At 50.8% G+C, this 20,575-nt stretch carries 17 protein-coding genes; 4 read left to right on the forward strand and 13 right to left on the reverse strand.

Annotated elements, in window-relative coordinates:
- Window positions 1–59: 59 nt before the first annotated feature.
- The 5 genes from amtB to GTPT_RS14395 form a co-directional block, all read right to left on the reverse strand.
- A complete protein-coding gene (amtB, locus tag GTPT_RS14375; RefSeq protein ID WP_025902463.1) occupies window positions 60–1,346 on the reverse strand; it encodes an ammonium transporter AmtB in 1,287 nt (428 codons plus the stop codon).
- A gap of 31 nt (window positions 1,347–1,377) precedes the next feature.
- Window positions 1,378–1,716 carry a P-II family nitrogen regulator gene (glnK, locus tag GTPT_RS14380; protein ID WP_025902464.1) on the reverse strand — a complete coding sequence of 113 codons (339 nt, stop codon included), beginning with the start codon at window positions 1,714–1,716 and terminating at the stop codon, window positions 1,378–1,380.
- Between the two features lie 229 nt (window positions 1,717–1,945).
- Window positions 1,946–3,736 carry a SmdB family multidrug efflux ABC transporter permease/ATP-binding protein gene (locus GTPT_RS14385; RefSeq protein ID WP_280513346.1) on the reverse strand — a complete coding sequence of 597 codons (1,791 nt, stop codon included), beginning with the start codon at window positions 3,734–3,736 and terminating at the stop codon, window positions 1,946–1,948.
- Window positions 3,737–5,506, reverse strand: coding sequence for a SmdA family multidrug ABC transporter permease/ATP-binding protein (locus tag GTPT_RS14390; RefSeq protein WP_029989989.1), 1,770 nt, complete (start codon window positions 5,504–5,506; stop codon window positions 3,737–3,739).
- A 24-nt stretch (window positions 5,507–5,530) separates the two neighbouring features.
- Window positions 5,531–5,992 carry an Lrp/AsnC family transcriptional regulator gene (locus GTPT_RS14395; protein WP_025902467.1) on the reverse strand — a complete coding sequence of 154 codons (462 nt, stop codon included), beginning with the start codon at window positions 5,990–5,992 and terminating at the stop codon, window positions 5,531–5,533.
- Between the two features lie 112 nt (window positions 5,993–6,104).
- Here GTPT_RS14395 and GTPT_RS14400 point away from each other — a divergent pair, with 112 nt between their 5' ends.
- A complete protein-coding gene (locus GTPT_RS14400; RefSeq protein ID WP_025902468.1) occupies window positions 6,105–7,142 on the forward strand; it encodes a PLP-dependent cysteine synthase family protein in 1,038 nt (345 codons plus the stop codon).
- Between the two features lie 82 nt (window positions 7,143–7,224).
- Window positions 7,225–7,920, forward strand: a complete 696-nt coding sequence (gene queC, locus GTPT_RS14405) for a 7-cyano-7-deazaguanine synthase QueC (RefSeq protein WP_025902469.1) — start codon at window positions 7,225–7,227, stop codon at window positions 7,918–7,920.
- Window positions 7,921–8,124: 204 nt separating this feature from the next.
- Here the strand turns inward: queC and GTPT_RS14410 are convergent, their stop codons facing one another.
- The 8 genes from GTPT_RS14410 to bolA form a co-directional block, all read right to left on the reverse strand.
- A complete protein-coding gene (locus tag GTPT_RS14410; RefSeq protein WP_025902470.1) occupies window positions 8,125–8,460 on the reverse strand; it encodes a ComEA family DNA-binding protein in 336 nt (111 codons plus the stop codon).
- A 142-nt stretch (window positions 8,461–8,602) separates the two neighbouring features.
- The gene (gene ppiD, locus GTPT_RS14415) at window positions 8,603–10,471 is read right to left on the reverse strand and encodes a peptidylprolyl isomerase (RefSeq protein WP_029989987.1); all 1,869 of its coding nucleotides are present in this window, start codon (window positions 10,469–10,471) and stop codon (window positions 8,603–8,605) included.
- A gap of 243 nt (window positions 10,472–10,714) precedes the next feature.
- The gene (gene hupB / locus GTPT_RS14420; protein WP_025902472.1) at window positions 10,715–10,987 is read right to left on the reverse strand and encodes a nucleoid-associated protein HU-beta; all 273 of its coding nucleotides are present in this window, start codon (window positions 10,985–10,987) and stop codon (window positions 10,715–10,717) included.
- 198 nt (window positions 10,988–11,185) lie between these two features.
- Window positions 11,186–13,537, reverse strand: coding sequence for an endopeptidase La (gene lon / locus GTPT_RS14425; RefSeq protein WP_025902473.1), 2,352 nt, complete (start codon window positions 13,535–13,537; stop codon window positions 11,186–11,188).
- 193 nt (window positions 13,538–13,730) lie between these two features.
- Window positions 13,731–15,002, reverse strand: a complete 1,272-nt coding sequence (gene clpX / locus GTPT_RS14430) for an ATP-dependent protease ATP-binding subunit ClpX (protein WP_025902474.1) — start codon at window positions 15,000–15,002, stop codon at window positions 13,731–13,733.
- Between the two features lie 126 nt (window positions 15,003–15,128).
- A complete protein-coding gene (gene clpP, locus GTPT_RS14435) occupies window positions 15,129–15,752 on the reverse strand; it encodes an ATP-dependent Clp endopeptidase proteolytic subunit ClpP (protein ID WP_025902475.1) in 624 nt (207 codons plus the stop codon).
- 343 nt (window positions 15,753–16,095) lie between these two features.
- Complete coding sequence (gene tig, locus GTPT_RS14440) at window positions 16,096–17,400, reverse strand: trigger factor (protein ID WP_025902476.1); 1,305 nt, start codon at window positions 17,398–17,400, stop codon at window positions 16,096–16,098.
- Window positions 17,401–17,695: 295 nt separating this feature from the next.
- A complete protein-coding gene (gene bolA / locus GTPT_RS14445) occupies window positions 17,696–18,010 on the reverse strand; it encodes a transcriptional regulator BolA (protein ID WP_025902477.1) in 315 nt (104 codons plus the stop codon).
- A gap of 278 nt (window positions 18,011–18,288) precedes the next feature.
- Between bolA and GTPT_RS14450 the strand changes: the two genes are divergently transcribed.
- Both GTPT_RS14450 and ampG read left to right on the forward strand, forming a co-directional pair.
- Entirely contained in the window at window positions 18,289–18,867 is a 579-nt protein-coding gene (locus GTPT_RS14450) for a lipoprotein (RefSeq protein ID WP_025902478.1), read from the forward strand.
- A gap of 44 nt (window positions 18,868–18,911) precedes the next feature.
- Complete coding sequence (ampG, locus tag GTPT_RS14455) at window positions 18,912–20,378, forward strand: muropeptide MFS transporter AmpG (protein ID WP_029989985.1); 1,467 nt, start codon at window positions 18,912–18,914, stop codon at window positions 20,376–20,378.
- The last annotated feature ends 197 nt before the right edge of the window (window positions 20,379–20,575 follow it).

Genomic DNA, 20,575 nt, shown 5'->3' on the forward strand with positions numbered 1-20,575 from the left:
AGGGCGATAATCTATCGCCCTTTTTACATTCCGGGTCATCGCCCGGTATAAAGACTCACTTACTGGTTGTAAGCATTCTCGCCATGACTGTTAACATCCAGACCTTCACGCTCCTGATCTTCAGGAACACGCAGTCCGACAAGCAGGTCAGCCACTTTAAAGGCGATAAAGGCAACCACACCTGACCAGACCAGCGTGACCAGGCAGCTCAGCAGCTGAACCCAAATCTGATGGCCCATCGTGACACCGGCAGCATAGCCTACGCCACCCAGTGAAGAAGAGGCGAAGACACCGGTCAGGATACAACCTATGATCCCGCACACACCGTGAACACCAAACACGTCACAAGGGTCATCAACACGCAGGAAACGTTTCAGCGAGGTAACACCCCACAGACCTGCCAGACCCGCTACCAGACCAATGATCAGCGCGCCGCCAACACCGACATAACCACAAGCCGGTGTGATAGCGACCAGACCAGCGATGAAACCAGAGCTTGCACCCAGCAGTGAAGGTTTACCACGCAGAACCCACTCACCGAACACCCAGGTCAGAACCGCACCTGCCGTTGCAACCACCGTATTCAGGAATGCCAGGGCAGCGATTTCGTTAGCAGAAGCCGCCGAACCGGCGTTGAAACCAAACCAGCCAACATACAGGATAGCAGTACCGATAAAGACCATCGGCAGGTTATGAGGTTTAAACGCCTCTTTACCGAAACCGGCACGTTTGCCCAGCATGTAGGCCCCCACCAGCGCAGCAACTGCCGCATTAATATGGACAACGGTACCGCCGGCAAAATCCAGCGCACCATCCAGAGCCAGCAGACCACCGCCCCAGACCATGTGAGCAATCGGGAAATAAGAGAACGTTGCCCAGATCAAAGTGAAGATCAGCACTGCAGAGAAACGTACACGTTCAGCTAAACCACCCAGTACCAGGCCCACGGTAATACAGGCGAAAGAGGCCTGGAAGGCAACATGGATATACTGATAGATAGTGCCCATGACAGCTTTCAGCTCAATCCCTTTCAGCATCACCCACTGGAAACCGCCAAAGTAGTTGTTACCGTCAGCAAATGTCAGAGAATAACCGTAGATAACCCAAATGACACACACCAGAGAGAACGTTACCGCGACCTGGGTCATCATAGAAAGAACGTTTTTACCGCGGATCAGACCACCATAAAAAAGCGCGATACCCGGCACTGACATAAATAATACCAGTGCGGTACAAATCATCATAAATGCATTATCTGCCTGGTCTGCAACTGCAGGCGCAGCAAACGCCAGTGAAGGCGAAAGGGCCGCTCCGGCTAAGGCCAGTTTTGTCAGAAGTTTATTCATTTTTTCCTTACCTCAACAATCAACGGCTAAATTAAAGCGCAGCTTCGTCTGTTTCACCGGTACGGATACGAATGACCCGCTGCAGTTCAGACACGAAAATTTTCCCATCACCAATCTTACCGGTGTAAGCAGCTTTACTAATAATATCAATAACTTCATCCAGCTGATCTTCGGCGATAGCAATATCAATTTTTACTTTAGGTAAAAAATTCACACTATACTCCGCACCGCGATACAGCTCAGCGTGCCCTTTCTGGCGACCGAAGCCTTTCACTTCAGTGACGGTCAGGCCCTGGATACCCACGGAAGATAATGCTTCACGCACGTCTTCTAACTTAAATGGCTTAATCACCACGGTTACCAGCTTCATATCACTCCCTCCGGGTATTGAAATTATCAGTTACATTGAACCTGAACTATCTTAAGCAAATGGCATGCCATCTGTTTAATTTCATGAATTATTTTTCCGGTGTGCGACCAGCGCGGGATTTTCAGACGACAGAGAGTGGCGGGGATAAAAAAAAACAGATCCGATGCACCACAATAAGGCCGGAGGCACTATTGTGGTGCATTCGTCAGAACAGTCTGATTAAAATGTCCTAATTCAGTGCATTGCAGGTTGAAGTTAACTCAGGGGTGCGATGTGATAGTTCATTACAGGCCTGCTGTAGCTGATACATCTGCAGATAGCGTCCGCGGTGTTCCAGTAATTGCTGATGTGTCCCCTGTTCAATAATTTCTCCCCGGTCCAGGACCAGGATCTTATCCGCAGAAGTGATGGTAGATAACCGGTGAGCGATCACCACCAGGGTGGTATTTTTGCGTACCTGTTGGAGTACCTGCTGGATCGCTTGTTCGGTACCGGAATCGATACTGGCCGTTGCTTCGTCCAGAATAAGTAACATCGGGATATCGACCAGGATCCTGGCCAGTGCCAGCAATTGCTTTTGCCCTGCGGATAAACTTTTCCCCTGCTCTCCCATCAGGGTATGAAGCCCCCCGGGCAGAGACTGAAACCAGTCCATAAGTTTCACCTGTTTCAGCGCATCGATAACCTTTGCTTCTGAAATCTCTCTGCCCAGACAAATATTCTCCAGTAACGAATCGGCCAGGATCACCGGATCCTGTTGAACCATGCCAATCCCCTGACGAAGCACATCATGGCTTAACTGAGAAATTTTCCGTCCATCCAGCGTTATTTCCCCCTCCGCAACGGGGTAATAGCCCATCAGCAAACTTGCCAGGGTACTTTTTCCGCTTCCCGTATGTCCTGCCAGCGCCAGAAAGCCGCCGGAGGATAAATGGCAGTGAATATTTTTCAGTACAGGCTGACCCGGCTTATAGGCAAAGGATAAATTATTAATGGTCAGGGTTCCGGTTTTCAGTGCCCGGCTATCCGTGCCATATTGCTGGGCCGGCGCATCCATCAGTTCAAAAATCCGTTCGGCCGAGACTACCGCCTGCTGTAACAATGACTGCCGGGTGGTGAGTTCAATTAGCGGTTCCTCGATACGTCCCAGATAGGCGATAAACGCATACAGTACCCCCACTTCAAAATGTCCGGGAGCCGACAGGCTGAATAACAGTACCAGCAGAGACAAGATAATCGCCGAAAACAGATTTAATAACGGACGCAGTAAGAAAGCGTCCAGCCGCAGTATTTTCATACGCGCCTGATAGTGGTTTTCGTTGTGTTGGCGGAGCTGCTCCGCAAAATGCTTCTGCCGCCGGAACTGCTGGATCACCGTCATTCCGCTGATCACCTCATTGAGGCTGTTATTAATATCGGCAAGAAAGGTTCGTACCTGACGGGCGATACCGGTACTGTAACGCTGGTAGATAATCATCACGGCGATAACCAGAGGAAAAATACAGGCGGCAATCAGCGCCATTTTCCAGTCCAGAATAAACATGGCCACCAGCATCGAAATAATCAGGATCCCGCTGCGTAATGCACTGCCTACTACCGAGATGTATAAATCCCTGACCACTTCACTGTCATTGGTCACCCGGGAGACAAGCTGCCCCACCGGCCGGGTATCGAAGGCCGATAAAGGCTGCCGTAATGCTGCATCCATCACTTCGCAACGAATTTTTCTGACCACACCGATGGCCACCTGGTTAAACAATAATGACTGACGGTAATTAAAAACCGCCGCCAGAATTTGTAACAGTAAAAAACCGCCCCCCAGAGCCAACACCGGCACCCACTGCCATTGTCGTGTACTGATAATATGATCAATAAAATAACTCACCAGCGCGGGGCCGGTCACCTGTGCCGCTGATGCCATCACCAGTAAAAGTACCGCTACGATCAGCTGCTTTTTCCAGCCCCGTCCGTAGGACAGCAAACGCATTAATGTTTTCAGGAAAGAGACCGGCTGCGACACTTAGTGCTCCTTTGGCTGCGGGTGTTCGATATGCTGAGAAAGGGATTCAGCCATTTTCTGATATTGCGACATCTCCCGGTACCATCCTGCCTCTTCCGCCAGCACTGCCGCTGTTCCGCGCTGGGTGATACGGCCCTGCTGCAGCACCAGAATCTCATCGGCTCCCCTTAACGCAGAAAGACGGTGAGCTGTGATGATCACGGTTTTACCTGCACGCCACTCCTGCAGACGAGACAGGATGCGATGTTCTGTTTCACCGTCAACCGCCGAGAGCGCATCATCCAGGATCAGAATTTCCGCATTCATCAACAGCGCCCGGGCCAGTGAGATCCGTTGTTTTTGTCCGCCGGAAAGCATGACGCCCCGCTCTCCCACCTGCGTATCATATCCGTCCGGTAAGTGCAGAATATCTTCATGGACAGAGGCGAGCATGGCCGCCTGCTCTATCTGATCCCGGCTGGCCTGCGGGGCCCCCAGCGCAATATTATTCGCAATAGTGTCTGAAAACAGGAACGGTGTCTGATTAACCACCGCCAGGCGCTGACGCCAGCCATCCAGCAATAATGCAGGCAATGGATAGCCGTGATAGTCAATATGTCCTTCACTAAGATCATAATGGCGCTGAATCAGTGAAAGTAAGGTCGTTTTACCACTGCCTGTCGGCCCGCAGATCCCCAGCATCCCCCCTGGCGGTAAACGAAAATGGATCCCGCAGAGGATATCAGTATCCGTACCGGGATAGCTGAAACGGGTAATCTCAGCCTCCAGCTCCCCGCGGGTTTCCGGCAGCGACTGATCCCCGTCGGGTAACAAAGAAGGAAGCGACAGCAGTGCAGAAATACGCGTCCACGCCGCACTCCCCCGTTCGACGATATTGAACATCCAGGCCAGTGCCAGCATCGGCCAAATCATTAAGCCCAGATACATGACAAAACTGGTGAGCTGTCCCAGAGTCAGTTGCTGGTGCCAGACCATCCAGCCCCCTCCGGCAATGGCCAGAAAGTTTGAACAGGCGATGGCCAGATAGATCGTCGGCTCAAACAGAGCATCTACCCGCGAGACACGAAGGTTATCCCTGCTGGTCTGTTCCGTAGTCTCAGCAAACTGAGCCGAACGATGATGTTCGAGCCCGAAGGCTTTGATCATTCGGATACTGGTCAGACTTTCCTGGGCCTGATCGTTCAGTGACGAGAAAGCGGCCTGTGCGGAACGGAAACGCTGATGTAATTTTTTACCACAACGATTAATGACCCATGCCATTAACGGCATGGGTAGCAGTGCCGCCAGTGTGAGCTGCCAGCTGATTTGTGTGCTCATCACCACCAGCACCGCCAGCCCCATCACCAGCGAATCAATCAGCGTCAGAACCCCTTCTCCGGCAGCAAAGACGACCCGGTCCACATCGTTGGTGGCCCGGGCGAGCAGATCCCCGGTCCGGTACTGACTGTAAAACATCTGACTTTGCTGGCTGAGCTGACGATAGTATTTTTCACGCAGTACCAGCGCCAGCCGGTAAGATGCGCCGAACAGAAGGATCCGCCAGACATATCGCAACAGATAGGTCAGCAGTGCTGTAATTAAGATAAGCGCAATCCAGCCCGTCAGCTGTCGCGTCCCCAGGGTATGGTGAGTCACCCCATCCACAATAATACCGACCAGCCGGGGCGGGACTAACTGCATCAGAGAAATAATAATCAGCAGACTGACCGCGCCGGAGTAGCGCCGCCATTCTGAAGAGAAATACTCACGTAAATAGCTAAATAACTGCACAAAGAGATCTCATGATGTCGCGTATCAGACGCTGAGCGGAATGGCCGTGGTATATTTAATTTCTTCCATCGCGAAACTGGAGGTGACTTCAGTCAGACCATCAAGGCTTTCGGCCAGCTTTTTATACAGGGCATCATAACTTTTCATATCAGCGACCTGAATACGCAGCAAATAATCATATTCCCCTGCCATCCGGTAACACCCCATCACTTCCGGTAAGCCGTTGATCAGGTCAGAAAAGATCTGATACCACGCTTTGCTGTGTTGCCGCGTTTTTACAAACATAAAGGCGGTCAGCCCCAGCCCCAGCTTTTCACCATCCAGCAGGGTGACGCGGCGGCGTATAATGCCATTATCTTCCAGTTTTTTCAGCCGCTTCCAGCAAGGCGTGGACGTCAGGTTTACCGCCCCGGCCAGTTCCTGAAGGGACAATGTGCTGTCCTCCTGCAACAGAGAAAGCAGCTTTCGGTCAGTTTTATCTATCATTTTGTCCTCGGGGAGAATAATTTTCTCTTATCCTGGCATTTTAAACCGTATTTGGTGACCTTTTTTTCCGCAGGGTGCTTTATGCTATTTTTTTATTTCCGGAGATAAAACCATGGCTGACACCTGGGTACGCGATGCTGTTAACGAAATTAATGCTGACTTCCGGCGCTCTGCCGATACACACCTGATACGCTTTAGCCTGAAAGAGTTTCCGGGAATTCATTTCTATCTGAAAGATGAGAGTACACATCCCAGTGGCAGTCTGAAACACCGGCTGGCACGTTCACTCTTCCTTTATGGCCTGAGCAATGGATGGATTAATCAGCATACACCGGTCATCGAAGCCTCTTCCGGTAGCACAGCCGTTTCTGAAGCCTATTTTGCCCGTCTGCTGGGGTTACCGTTTATCGCCGTAATGCCAGCCAGCACAGCCCGGCGAAAAACAGAACAAATCAACTTCTATGGCGGGCAGTGTCATTTCGTGGCAACCTCATCTGAGATCTATCATCAGTCTGCACAGCTGGCCCGCGAACAGCAGGGACATTATATGGATCAGTTCACCTACGCGGAACGGGCCACTGACTGGCGCAGCAATAATAATATTGCAGAAAGTATTTTTCGTCAGATGCAGGATGAACCCTACCCGGTGCCCCATACTCTGGTAATGAGTGCAGGTACCGGGGGTACCTCTGCCACGCTCGGTCGTTACATCCGCTATCGCGGTGCCCCTACCCGCCTTCTGGTGACCGATCCTGAAAACTCCGTTTTTTATGACTACTGGAAACACCGGGATCCCGGACTGACGCATCCTTCCGGTAGCAGGATTGAGGGTATTGGTCGTCCGCGGGTAGAGCCGTCGTTTCTTCCGGATGTTATCGATGAAATGCTGAAAGTCCCCGACGGAGCCTCACTGGCCGGGATGTACGCACTGGAGAAAATCCTCGGTCGACGTGTAGGGCCTTCTACCGGGACTAATTTCATCGGTATGCTGCATGTTGCTGAGAAAATGAAAGCCCGCGGTGAGCGAGGCTCACTGGTAACATTAATCTGTGACAGTGGCGAACGTTACCCGGATACCTATTACAACCCAGAATGGGTCGCAGAAAATATCGGTGACATCAGCAAATTTCAGTCACAACTTTCCTGCTAAAAAAACGTTCTGTGCCGTCGGTTTTGTTCTTTTGTCCGTCAGGCGGTAACATAGGCAGGTATTTTTGACGGGAATAGTGATAATGAAAAGCGCTGTTGTAGTTTTTAGTGGCGGGCAGGATTCCACTACCTGCCTGATTCAGGCCCTGAATCAGTATGATGAAGTACATTGCGTCACTTTTGATTACGGTCAACGTCATCGTCAGGAAATTGACGTTGCCCGCCAGCTCAGCCAGCAACTCGGTGCCTGCGCCCATAAGGTACTGGATGTAACGTTACTCAACGAACTGGCGATTAGCAGCCTGACCAGAGACAATATTCCGGTACCTGCTTATAGCCCGGACAGTAATGGACTGCCGAGTACCTTCGTCCCGGGCCGGAATATTCTGTTTCTGACCCTCGCTTCCATTTATGCCTATCAGGTGGATGCAGAGGCCGTCATTACCGGTGTATGTGAAACTGATTTTTCCGGCTATCCGGACTGCAGAAACGATTTCGTCAAGGCACTGAACCATGCCGTCGAACTGGGTATGGCCCGTAATGTTCGTTTCGAAACGCCCCTGATGTGGCTGAATAAAGCAGAGACCTGGGCACTGGCCGATTACTGGAAACAACTGCCTCTGGTACGCACTGCAACACTGACCTGTTATAACGGTATTCAGGGCGATGGCTGTGGCGAATGTGCGGCCTGCCATCTCAGGGCCCGGGGCCTGGAGGATTACCAGCAAAACGCGCATGCCGTCATGGATGCGATGAAGCAAAAAACCGGTCTGGCATAATCGCTCTGAAGCACAGGGAAACGTAACAAGCGTTACCCTGTGCTTTCAGACGCACAACTCCCGGGTTAATGTGACTCCCTCGCTGTTTTTATCCTTTTCATTCTCCCCGCCTGCATCCCCTCTGCGGCTTCCCGCGGTCGGTCGTCAACGGTGTAATATGCTTTGTCCCTTCGCTGAACGGTAACCCCCCAAAGCGGACCGGTGTCAGAGTGTCAGCCGGCTGAGATTGCGTTCGACCAGGCTGGTGCCCATTCCCGGAACTTCTGCCAACTGCTCCACCGAGGTAAAAGGCCCGTACTGCTCACGATATTCCACAATCGACCGGGCTTTCTTTAATCCAACCCCGTTCATCGCCTCTGCCAGCATTTCTGCCGTGGCCTGATTAATGCTGACTTTTCCGGTACCGCTCTGTTCTTCCGCCGCCGGGGGGACCGGACGACCACTGACTGTTGCGGTATGAGCGGCCAGGCTCTGAAAACTGCAGGCTGCAATGGCTAAACAGAGTGAAAAAATCCAGAAGCGTAATTGTCCCTGTAACATAGTAATGGCTCTCCATCGGTGAAAGTTCAGCCATACAATGACAGAGCGGCTTGTCTCGTGACAAAGAGCTCCGCCTGAAAAAACGAAAGGCTGCAAGAAGCAGCCTTTCGGGTTACAGAGTGACATTATTTTATGCGATCAATTACTCGGATTGTGCCGCAGCTCCGAACTTGATTTTCGCATCATGACGCAGGTTCTGTAAAAGCGCGGCAAAGACCAGTTGCGCGTTATTCTGGGTTACGCCATTAACCAGCTGAGTCACCTGGGCTGCCGGTAAGGTCCCCGGGGTAACCTTATCCAGTGACAGAATAACAACATTACCCAGCATGTCTTCACTGACGCCATAAGCTGGTTTACCGGCTTCCGGCTGTGGCAGTTCAAAGGCCGCCGCTGTCACAGCATTCTGGCTGTTACGGCTCAGCGTCTCAGAAGCACCAAACTTCAGTCCCGCAGCGTCAAAGGCGGTTGTTTTACCGGCTTTCAGTTCATCAATAACAGACGCTGCCTGAGTGCGGGCCAGCTGCATCGCTTTATCATGTTTAATACGATCAGCAATCTGCGCTTTTACCTGATCCAGCGGTTTCACTGCTTCAGGTTTGTGGTCTGAAATGCGGACCACAAAGGCTCTGTCGCCGTCGACAGTGATAATGTCAGAATTGCTGCCCGCAGCACCATTACTCCCGAGCAACGTACCGCCAAACACTACCTGCTTAACCGGATCAAAGTTCAGCGCCGCAGGCACAGAGTCACGGCTGAACCAGTCAGTTTCAACAGATTTCACCCCGGCAGCACTTTCTGCACCGGCAAGTGAGGTATTGTTATTGCTCGCGGCATCACTCACTTTCTGCTGTAATTTATAGAACTCGCTAACCGCAGCATCCTGAGCGGCTTGCTGCGCCACTGCGTTATAAACCGCGGACAGTGGCTGAACCTGCTCAGGATGGATGTCATCCAGACGGGCAATCAGGTAACCGACAGAACTTTTGATCACGCCCGACAACTGACCTTTCTGCGTCAGTCCGGCATTTTTCAGCTCATCCGGCAGCGTGTCCTGCTCCAGCCAGCCCATATCTCCGCCTTTACGTGCAGAAATGGCATCAATAGACTTTTCTTTTGCGAGGGTAGCAAAATCCGCCCCCTGCTTCAGTTGTGCCAGAATAGCCTGAGCATCAGCCTCAGTTTTTACCTGGATAACACTGAAGCGGGTCTGCTGTTCCTGAGTATAATCGCTCTTATGGCTGTCATACCATGCCTGAACCTGTTGCTGAGTCGGCGTTTTTTGCAGCGCCGAAGCATCCAGTTCAATATAGCTGACGCGGAATTGTTCCGGAGTCATAAAGCTGTCTTTATGCTGCTGATAATAGCTGCTGATTTCGTCATCAGATGCGGTCTGTTTCGCCGCAAGAGCATCTGTATTGAACGCTGCTTCACGAATATCCCGGGTCTGGGCCACCAGACTGACTAACTGCTGAGTCTCGTTCTTCAGCATAAAATCAGTGTTAGTCAATGCATTGACAATCTGACTGGTCACCAGGCTTTTACGCAGCGCCGCAGCATACTGGTCGGCCGTGTAACCCATATTGTTAATCAGGCTATTAAAACGGGCATTATCAAACTGGCCGTTAGTCTGGAAGGCTTTCTGGGCGAAAATAGCGTCTTTGATTTGCGCATCACTGACATCAAGGTTCAATGACTTCACATATTGTTGCATCAGAGTCTGGTCAATCAGATCAGACATGGCCTGCTGACGCATCTGCTGCATAAATTGCGGGTTAGCGGCCAGTTGAGAGAACTGCGCTCCCAGCTGTTGCTGTTCCCGGTTGCGTTCGTTGTTAAACGCATTCTCAAGCTCTGCCCTGCTAATCGTCGTGCCATTAACTTTTGCAGCGTAATCGCTATTACCACCAATCAAATAGTTACCCACGCCGGTCAGCACGAATGAAACAATGATCAGTCCCAGTATAATCTTCAGCACGATGTGGCTAGAGGCCGTGCGTAAATTGTCCATCATGGTATGGCAACACTCCGCTGTAGTGTAAATATGACGCTTTACCGTCGCCGTTCAACTCAAAAACCAGCTGACTGCGATGTCAGTAGTTTTTCATCGTTTTTGGTGATGCAGCCGTCGGATCTGATTTTTACCGGTATCCGGTAAAAAAAAGGCACATCACCATGATGTGCCTGTATGTTACATGAGAACGTCTGCACAGTCCTCAATGCATGAAAGAAATTCCTTTCATGTTGCTAAAATTTATTAATTAACAGAGTCTTTCAGCGCTTTACCTGCACGGAAGCCCGGAACTTTACCGGCCGGGATAGTAATTTCTTTACCGGTCTGAGGGTTACGTCCGGTGCGCTCAGCCCTTTCGCGTACTGAGAAAGTCCCGAAACCGACCAGAGCGACTTCATCACCCTCTTTCAGTGAATCAGTCACTGCGCCCATAAAGGCATCCAATACACGTCCGGCCGCAGCCTTGGAGATATCCGCATTTGCAGCAATTTTGTCGATCAGTTGTGATTTATTCACTCTATCATCCCCTTTTAATTTTTCACTTCACCACAAGGCTTTTGCCCGGGTAAAGAACCGCCTTGTTATAGCAAGCATCTTAGCCCGATACAACGGTATTCAATCTTAATCTTCATTTCCGGCATTCGCTGACTGAAATCCGGTAAATATCGCCGGGTAACGACGATATTTACCGTTCAGCGGAGCCCCGCGGACGAACTATTTACTGACAACCTCAAACCCTTCCGGCGCACGTTCCAGCGCCAGACGCAGGACTTCTTCGATACGTTTAACCGGGTGAATTTTCAGGTCAGCAATCACATTATCCGGAATCTCTTCCAGGTCACGCTTGTTTTCGTCAGGGATCAATACAGTTTTAATCCCGCCGCGGTGTGCCGCCAGCAGTTTTTCTTTCAGGCCACCGATAGGTAACACCTGGCCACGGAGCGTTATTTCCCCGGTCATCGCCACATCGGCACGAACAGGGTTGCCTGTCAGGCTGGAGACCAGCGCGGTACACATAGCGATACCTGCACTCGGGCCGTCTTTCGGTGTTGCCCCTTCCGGAACGTGGACGTGGATATCCCGTTTCTCATAGAAATCACTGCTGATCCCCAGAGAATCGGCACGGGCACGGACAACGGTCAGTGCCGCCTGGATAGATTCCTGCATCACCTCGCCCAGAGAGCCGGTATACGTCAGCTTACCTTTACCCGGTACACTGGCGGTTTCGATGGTCAGCAGATCCCCGCCGACTTCAGTCCATGCCAGACCGGTGACCTGACCGATACGGTTTTCCTCGTCGGCTCGTCCGTAGTCAAAACGCTGTACGCCCAGGAACTCCTTCAGGTTGTCGCTATTGATGGTGATATGTTTCTGGTTTTTATCCAGTAACAACGCCTTCACTGCTTTACGACACAGCTTGGACAATTCACGTTCCAGGCTACGCACGCCGGCTTCCCGGGTGTAATAACGGATAATCCCCATCAGCGCACTGTCTTCAACCGTAATCTCTTTCGGCTTCAGCGCATTACGCTCAATCTGTTTCGGTAACAGGTGACGTTTAGCAATGTTCAGCTTTTCGTCTTCGGTATAACCGGACAGACGGATCACTTCCATACGGTCCAGCAGCGGTGCCGGAATGTTCATGGAGTTTGAGGTCGCGACAAACATCACGTCGGACAGGTCATAATCCACTTCCAGGTAGTGATCGTTAAATGCGATATTCTGTTCCGGGTCCAGCACTTCCAGCAATGCTGAGGCCGGGTCGCCGCGCATATCAGACGACATTTTGTCAATTTCATCCAGCAGGAACAGCGGGTTTTTCACCCCGACTTTCGCCATTTTCTGGATGAGTTTGCCTGGCATTGAGCCAATGTACGTCCTGCGGTGCCCACGGATTTCTGCCTCATCACGAACGCCGCCCAGTGCCATACGCACATATTTACGGCCGGTCGCTTTAGCGATGGACTGACCCAGAGAGGTTTTACCAACACCCGGAGGCCCCACCAGGCAAAGGATAGGCCCTTTGATTTTATTCACACGGCTCTGAACCGCTAAATATTCAAGGATACGATCCTTAACACGCTCCAGACCGTAATGGTCGGTATCCAATGTCTCCTGTGCCTTACGCAGATCTTTTTTGACCTTGCTTCGGCCCGTCCAGGGAACCTGAACCATCCAGTCAATATAACCACGCACCACTGTCGCTTCTGCAGACATCGGTGACATCATTTTCAATTTCTGCAGCTCAGCTTCCGTTTTTTCTTTTGCCTCTTTCGGCATTCTGGCAGCATCAATTTTACGTTGCAGCGCTTCAAATTCGTCGGGTGCGTCGTCCATCTCGCCGAGTTCTTTCTGAATCGCTTTCATTTGCTCATTCAGATAGTACTCGCGCTGGCTTTTTTCCATCTGCTTCTTGACGCGGTTACGGATGCGTTTTTCAACCTGCAGCAGGTCAATTTCAGACTCCATCATCGCCATCAGGTATTCGAGGCGCTCAGTGATGTCAGTCATCTCAAGCACAGACTGTTTATCCGCCAGCTTCAGCGGCATATGCGCAGCAATCGTATCCGCCAGACGCGCCGCATCATCGATATTATTAAGCGATGTCAGCACTTCCGGAGGGATTTTTTTGTTCAGTTTTATGTAGCCTTCAAACTGATTGACTGCGGTACGGACCAGAACTTCCTGTTCACGTTCTTCAATCTCTGCAGACGCCAGAAAGTCTGCACGGGCTACAAAATGGTCACCGTCATCGGCGAGGGTTTCGATATGTGCACGCTGTAACCCTTCAACCAGTACTTTGACCGTACCATCAGGAAGTTTCAGCATTTGCAGGACAGAAGCAACAGTACCGACTGAAAAAAGATCACCGACGGCGGGTTCATCTGTTGATGCTTCTTTCTGAGCCACCAGCAGGATCTTTTTATCGTTGTCCATCGCTGCTTCCAGACAGCGTATCGATTTCTCGCGCCCAACAAACAACGGAATAACCATGTGCGGATAAACCACCACATCGCGTAATGGCAATACGGGGATTTCAATGCGTTCGGAACGCTCAGAAGTCATAGAGCTCTCTCTTAGTTAATTTCCGCCAGGTAACAGGCTGCCACCCTATTTGTCTGACCAGGGTGCTTAAGGCCCAAAGATAATTGAGTATATGGGGATGTTGACACGACATTCAATGTCATAAATGCGAGAAAAATGAAAGGGGAAGCAATTTTCCCCTTTCATTGGTTACCGGAGTGCAGAAATTGCTGAATTATTCGCCGGAAGCCTGTACTTCCTGCGTGCTGTAGATCAGCATAGGTTCGGATTTGCCTTCAATGACAGAATCATCAATGACGACTTTTTCAATCCCTTCCATAGACGGTAAATCGTACATGGTATCCAGTAAAGCGGCTTCCACGATTGAACGCAGACCACGGGCACCGGTTTTACGGGCCATCGCTTTTTTGGCAATCGCCGTCAGTGCTTCATCGCGGAACTCAAGCTCTGCACCTTCGAGGCCGAATAATGCCTGATACTGCTTGGTCAGGGCATTTTTAGGCTCACGCAGGATCTGGATCAGCGCTTCTTCACTCAGTTCGTTCAGCGTAGCCACCACCGGCAGACGACCGATAAACTCAGGGATCAGACCAAATTTAATTAAGTCTTCAGGTTCAACCTGAGACAGTAATTCACCTTCAGTCGCTTTCTGAGACTTATCTTTCACCGTGGCACCAAAACCAATTCCTGAGCCGGTTTCGACACGCTGAGCAATGACTTTATCCAGTCCGGCAAAAGCACCACCGCAGATAAACAGAATTTTAGAGGTATCGACCTGTAAAAATTCCTGTTGCGGATGTTTACGTCCACCCTGAGGCGGAACGGCAGCCACCGTACCTTCAATCAGTTTCAGTAAGGCTTGCTGAACGCCCTCACCGGAAACATCGCGGGTGATTGACGGGTTATCCGATTTACGGGAAATTTTGTCAATTTCGTCAATATAGACGATACCGCGCTGTGCTTTCTGCACATCATAATCACATTTTTGCAGCAGTTTCTGGATGATGTTTTCCACATCCTCACCCACATAACCTGCTTCGGTCAGGGTGGTGGCATCTGCCATCGTGAAAGGCACATCCAGTAAACGCGCCAGGGTTTCAGCCAGTAAGGTTTTACCGCTACCGGTCGGGCCAATCAGCAAAATGTTACTTTTACCCAGTTCAACGCCGTTGCTGGTATCCCCATTACGCAGACGCTTGTAGTGGTTGTACACCGCTACTGACAGAACTTTTTTGGCTTTTTCCTGGCCAATCACGTAATCATCCAGATGAACACGTATTTCACGTGGCGTAGGCAGGGCGCTACGTTCACGATGCGGTGCAACTTCTTTAATTTCCTCTCGGATAATGTCGTTGCATAAATCGACGCATTCATCACAGATATACACTGACGGTCCGGCAATCAGTTTACGCACTTCATGCTGGCTCTTGCCGCAAAAAGAGCAGTACAGCAACTTACCTGAACCGTCTTTGCGCTTCTCTGTCATCAGTTAACCTCTTTATAGTTTCGGCTGCCCGCCTGTGACCCGGGGTCTGGCGGGCGATACCCGGCAATACACTCTCTGCTACTTCAGACTGCACGTCTGACATTGAGTGCAGTGTAGCAAAAAGTTTTATTTACGTTGCGTCAGAATTGAGTCGACCAGACCATACTCTACCGCTTCTGATGCTGAGAGGAAACGGTCACGCTCGGTATCCTCAATGATCTGTTCCAGCGGTTTGCCGGTATGTTTGGCCATCAATTCATTCATGCGCTGTTTCACCTTCAGGATTTCACGGGCATGGATTTCGATGTCCGATGCCTGTCCCTGGAATCCACCCAACGGCTGGTGGATCATGACACGTGAATTCGGCAGGCAGAAACGTTTACCTTCTGCGCCCGCCGTCAACAGGAATGCCCCCATTGAACACGCCTGCCCCATACAAATGGTGCTCACATCAGGCTTGATAAACTGCATGGTGTCATAAATTGACATCCCGGCGGTAATTACGCCACCTGGTGAGTTAATGTACAGGTAGATATCTTTCTCAGGGTTTTCAGCTTCCAGAAAAAGCATCTGAGCCACAATCAGGTTAGCCATGTGGTCTTCAACCTGACCAGTCAGGAAAATCACTCGCTCTTTAAGTAAGCGGGAAAAAATGTCGTATGAACGCTCACCGCGCGAGGTCTGCTCAACCACCATTGGCACCAGAGCCATCTGTGATGCTGTCATTTCACGTTCGCCACTGTATGACATAACCGTCTCCTGAATAAAGTTCGTTGGTAACACTCTGTACCGATTTTACGTTAGGAAAGCTACGATTCCCACGAAACCTGCCTCCCTCCGACAACGTCAGGACGGTTAATCAGCCAGTTTCTTTTCACACTCCCTCATATGTGGGGATAACTGCCAGTAATTCAAGCATAACAATCTTTTGAGGATTCGCGAAGATTATGCATGAGTTTGCCGGATAATCTGCCAGTAAATTGAGGAAATATAAAGAAAAAGTATGCCTGCCCGCCGGAAGGTCGCGGTATAAGTAAAAAAGCCCGTGACCATCAGGTTCACGGGCTTCATTTCAGTACACTTCAGACATCGCTTATGCTGTCTGAGCCTGGTTCATCAGGTCCTGGAAGCTGGCCGCTTTTTCGGTAACTTTTGCTTTTTCAAGCAGAACATCTACCGCTTGCTCTTCCAGAGCGACATTACGCATGTTTTCCATCAGCTCTTTGTTTTTGCCGTAGAATTCGATCACTTCCTGTGGATCTTCATACGCAGAAGCCATTTCTTCGATCAGACCTTTAACGCGGTCTTCGTCAGCTTTCAGTTCGCTGGTGCGGATAACTTCACCCAGCAGTAAACCGACAACAACGCGACGTTTAGCCTGCTCTTCGAACAGTTCACGTGGTAATTCCAGCGCCTGAGCTTCGTTACCACCAAAACGCTGTGCCGCCTGACGACGCAGAACATCAATTTCGCTGTCGATCAGCGCAGCCGGAACATCGATATCATTGGCTTTGATCAGGCCATCGATAGTCTGGGTTTTGATGTTGTTACGTACAGCATTTTTCAGTTCACGTTCCATGTTCTTACGAACTTCGGTACGCAGACCGGCAACCGATCCGTCAGCCACACCGAAACGTTTCACGAACTCTTCGGTGAATTCAGGCAGTTCACGCTGTTCTACTTTTTTCAGAACAATCGCAAACTTCGCTTCTTTACCTTTCAGGTTCTCGGCGTGGTAATCTTCCGGGAACTGAACGTCGATGGTGAATTCTTCACCGGCTTTGTGACCCACCAGGCCATCTTCGAAACCAGGGATCATGCGACCCTGTCCCATTGCCAGTACGAAGTCAGATGATTTTCCGCCTTCAAACTCTTCACCGTCAACAGACCCTGTGAAGTCGATAGTGACACGGTCTTCAGCAGTGGCGGCTTCGCTGGTTTCTTTCCAGTCAGCCTGCTGTTTACGCAGAGTATCCAGCATGGTATCGACATCTTCGTCTTTCACTTCTACCTGTGGTTTTTCAACCTCGATAGCGTCCAGACCTTGCAGTTCGATTTCCGGGTAAACTTCAAACTCTACCGCGTAGGTGAAATCTTCACCGGCTTTGTACTCACCAGGGACATACTTAGGAGCGCCCGCCGGGTTAATTTTTTCTTTGATGATCGCATCAATAAAGTTGCGGGACATCAGTTCGCCCAGCACGTCCTGACGCACGGAAGCACCGTAACGTTGTTCGATGATGTTGGCAGGCACTTTGCCTTTACGGAAACCATCGATGCGGACTTTCTTAGCTACATCAATCAGTTCTTTCTTCACCGCAGTCTCAATGCTGTCAGCAGCAACTGTGATGGTAATGCGACGGCCCAGGCCCTGTGTGGTTTCAACTGAAACTTGCATCTTGTTACCTCAAAAAATCACGTGCTCGGTCAACTTCAGACATCACGCATTAATGAATACGCACTATCCAACAACCGGGACGGCTTCCGTGAAGAATACTCCGTTCCCTGTTACCAGAAGCGTCCCGAAGACATTCCGGAAAAATAGACGCAGCATTATAGCGGCATCGGCTGAATGAGTCGAGGTGCCACATGCAGTGGATCAGGGCACTGACGCTGATTTTTGATCCATGCTGGTTATTTTTCATAAAAAAAACGGCCGGATGGCCGTTACCGGGAGTGGATCGCGTGACGGGTTATGCCTGTAACCCGGCTCCGCGGCAGTCAGGAGACGCGGGAACCGTATCCTGCAAGCCCTGCCATTCAGTCGTCGTATAGGTATGGAGCGCAAGGGCATGAACCGGGCCCGCAAGCTCTTCAGATAACACACTGTAGATTGCGCGATGCCGGGCCAGAAAACGCTGCCCCGCAAAGCGGTCAGTGACTATCACCACTTTAAAGTGGCTTTCTGAACCGGCAGGCACGTTGTGACGATAGCTCTCATCCTGAACATCAAGATGGACAGGCTGAAATTCGTTGCGTAACTTTTCTTCTATTAATCCCCGAATCATCTCTGTTACTCCTGGCTTGCGAGCACGCTGCCCTTCATTATCAATATTAGTTTGTTTTTCAGGAACACGGCACCTGTCTGCAAAAAATTACGTGCTATTTAATAGACGATTAAGCATGATAGTGCGGTGACATCCGCGGACTATGGATGAGTTATTCGCTGAAATCCAGAGACTTTTACAGATTCTTCTGACAGCATTCCCGGGTATGCTGCCTCAGGTTCTGCCGGCACACTTTGTTGCGGGCTATATTGTTTTTATCATGTGATGAGAAAATTTGTATGTTAAAACGCGTAATCTTCCCTCTGCTGGCGGCGTTTGCCCTCGCTGGCTGCGCTACCAGCAGTAACACACTTGATGTCACCCCTAAAATGACATTGCCTCAGCAGGATCCCAGCCTGATGGGTGTCACGATTAGCGTAAACGGTGCTGACCAACGTACCAGCCAGGCGCTGGCCCAGGTCAATCGTGATAACCAGCTGGTTACCCTGACGCCGTCACGTGATTTGCGTTACCTGTTGCAGGAAGTGCTGGAAAAACAGATGACCGCGCGCGGTTATATGATTGGCCCTAACGGTGCCGTTGACCTGCAGATTATTGTCAACAAACTCTATGCTAACGTCACCCAGGGGAATCTGCGTTACAGCATTACCACTAATGCGGATATTTCTATTATCGCAACGGCGAAGAATGGTAACCGTCAGGTCAAAACCTATCGTCAGACTTATAGTGTTGAAGGAGCCTTCAATGCGACTAACGAGAAGATTACCAATGCCGTGAATACTGCGATGAGCGATGTCATTTCTGATATGGCTCAGGACACCAGCATCAATGACTTCATTAAACAAAACGCCCGCTGAATGATATGATTGCTGCATGAATTTTCATCATGCAGCAGGGTGTCATGCGTTCAGACTATTTAAAAATTTTCAGCCAGCGTAACTTTACTGTTCTGCTATTACTGGGGTTTTCGTCAGGCTTACCGCTGGCATTAACGTCCGGTACACTTCAGGCCTGGATGACCGTTGAAAATATCGACCTGAAAACTATCGGTATTTTCTCTCTGGTCGGACAGGCCTACGTCTTTAAGTTTCTCTGGTCCCCCTTCCTGGACCGTTATTCTCCGCCGGTACTGAGCCGTCGCCGGGGATGGTTATTAATCGCGCAATGTGCCCTATTGATAACCATCGCTGCCATGGGCTTTGTTCAGCCGTCCGGTCATCTGACCTTACTGGCATTGCTGGCCGTGCTGGTCGCCTTTTGTTCGGCCTCACAGGATATCGTGTTTGATGCCTGGAAAACGGATGTGCTGCCGGCAGAGCAACGCGGGAGCGGTGCGGCAATTACCGTACTCGGTTACCGGCTCGCCATGCTGGTATCCGGGGGGCTGGCCCTCTGGCTGGCGGACCGTTTCCTTGGCTGGCATGCTACCTACTGGCTGATGGCTCTGCTGATGCTGCCCGGGATCCTCGGAACCCTGATAGCAAAAGAGCCGGAAATAACCGCCGTCCGTCCGCTGACCCTTCGTGAAGCCGTGGTCGCCCCCCTGCTTGACTTCTTCGGCCGTAATAATGCCTGGTTGATGATCACTCTGATTATCCTGTATAAACTCGGTGATGCTTTTGCGGGCGCGCTGAGTACCACCTTCCTGATCCGTGGCCTGGGCTTCAATGCCGGCGATGTCGGGCTGGTGAATAAAACGTTCGGGTTACTGGCAACCATCATCGGTGCCCTGTATGGCGGGGTTCTGATGCAACGGCTAACCCTGTTCCGCGCACTGATGTGGTTTGGTATCTTTCAGACGGTGTCCAATCTGGCTTACTGGTTACTGAGTATCACTCCGGCACACCTGTGGAGTATGGCCAGCGCCGTCTTTATCGAAAATCTGTGCGGGGGGATGGGCACTGCTGCATTCGTCGCTCTGCTGATGGCCTTGTGTAACGCATCATTTTCAGCCACACAGTTCGCATTACTGTCTGCACTCTCAGCGGTGGGCCGGGTCTATGTGGGGCCGGCCGCTGGCTGGCTGGTCGAACTTTGGGGATGGCCGCTGTTCTATGCCTTCACCGTCTTCGCCGGTGTTCCCGGGTTGTTGTTGTTGCTGATTAGCCGTCACAGCCTCAACGGACTGACTCAGCAAACCTCTTTTCCTCGGCGAACCACCTTTCCTGCCGCCTATCGTCTGGCTTTCCGGGTGTTTCTCGCCGGTTGTCTGGTACTTTTGGCCTGGCTGTCTACACTTATTCTGTCAGCGTTACATTGGTTACCCGCCGGATTTCAGGATGCGCCTGTTTTTGAAACAGGAATGGCCATTCTCTGCCTCGCCGTATTGTTCGGCGTGACACTCGATTTCCGGCAGATCAAAAAGTGACGTTAACTGCGTCACCTGAAGCAGGGTGAAACGTTATTTTACTTCACCCGCTTCACCTCTGTTAACAACTGCCCCAATGACAGCCAGCCGGTTGCGGTCATTATCGGTAAAATTGTTAACAAAAGGTTAAATTCTGATTTTTTGTAAAGAACGGGGAGCATTATAGCGATTAAGGAATAGTCGCGGGGAGTGCAGAC

Source organism: Tatumella ptyseos ATCC 33301 (assembly GCF_000735525.1).
GTDB lineage: Bacteria > Pseudomonadota > Gammaproteobacteria > Enterobacterales > Enterobacteriaceae > Tatumella > Tatumella ptyseos.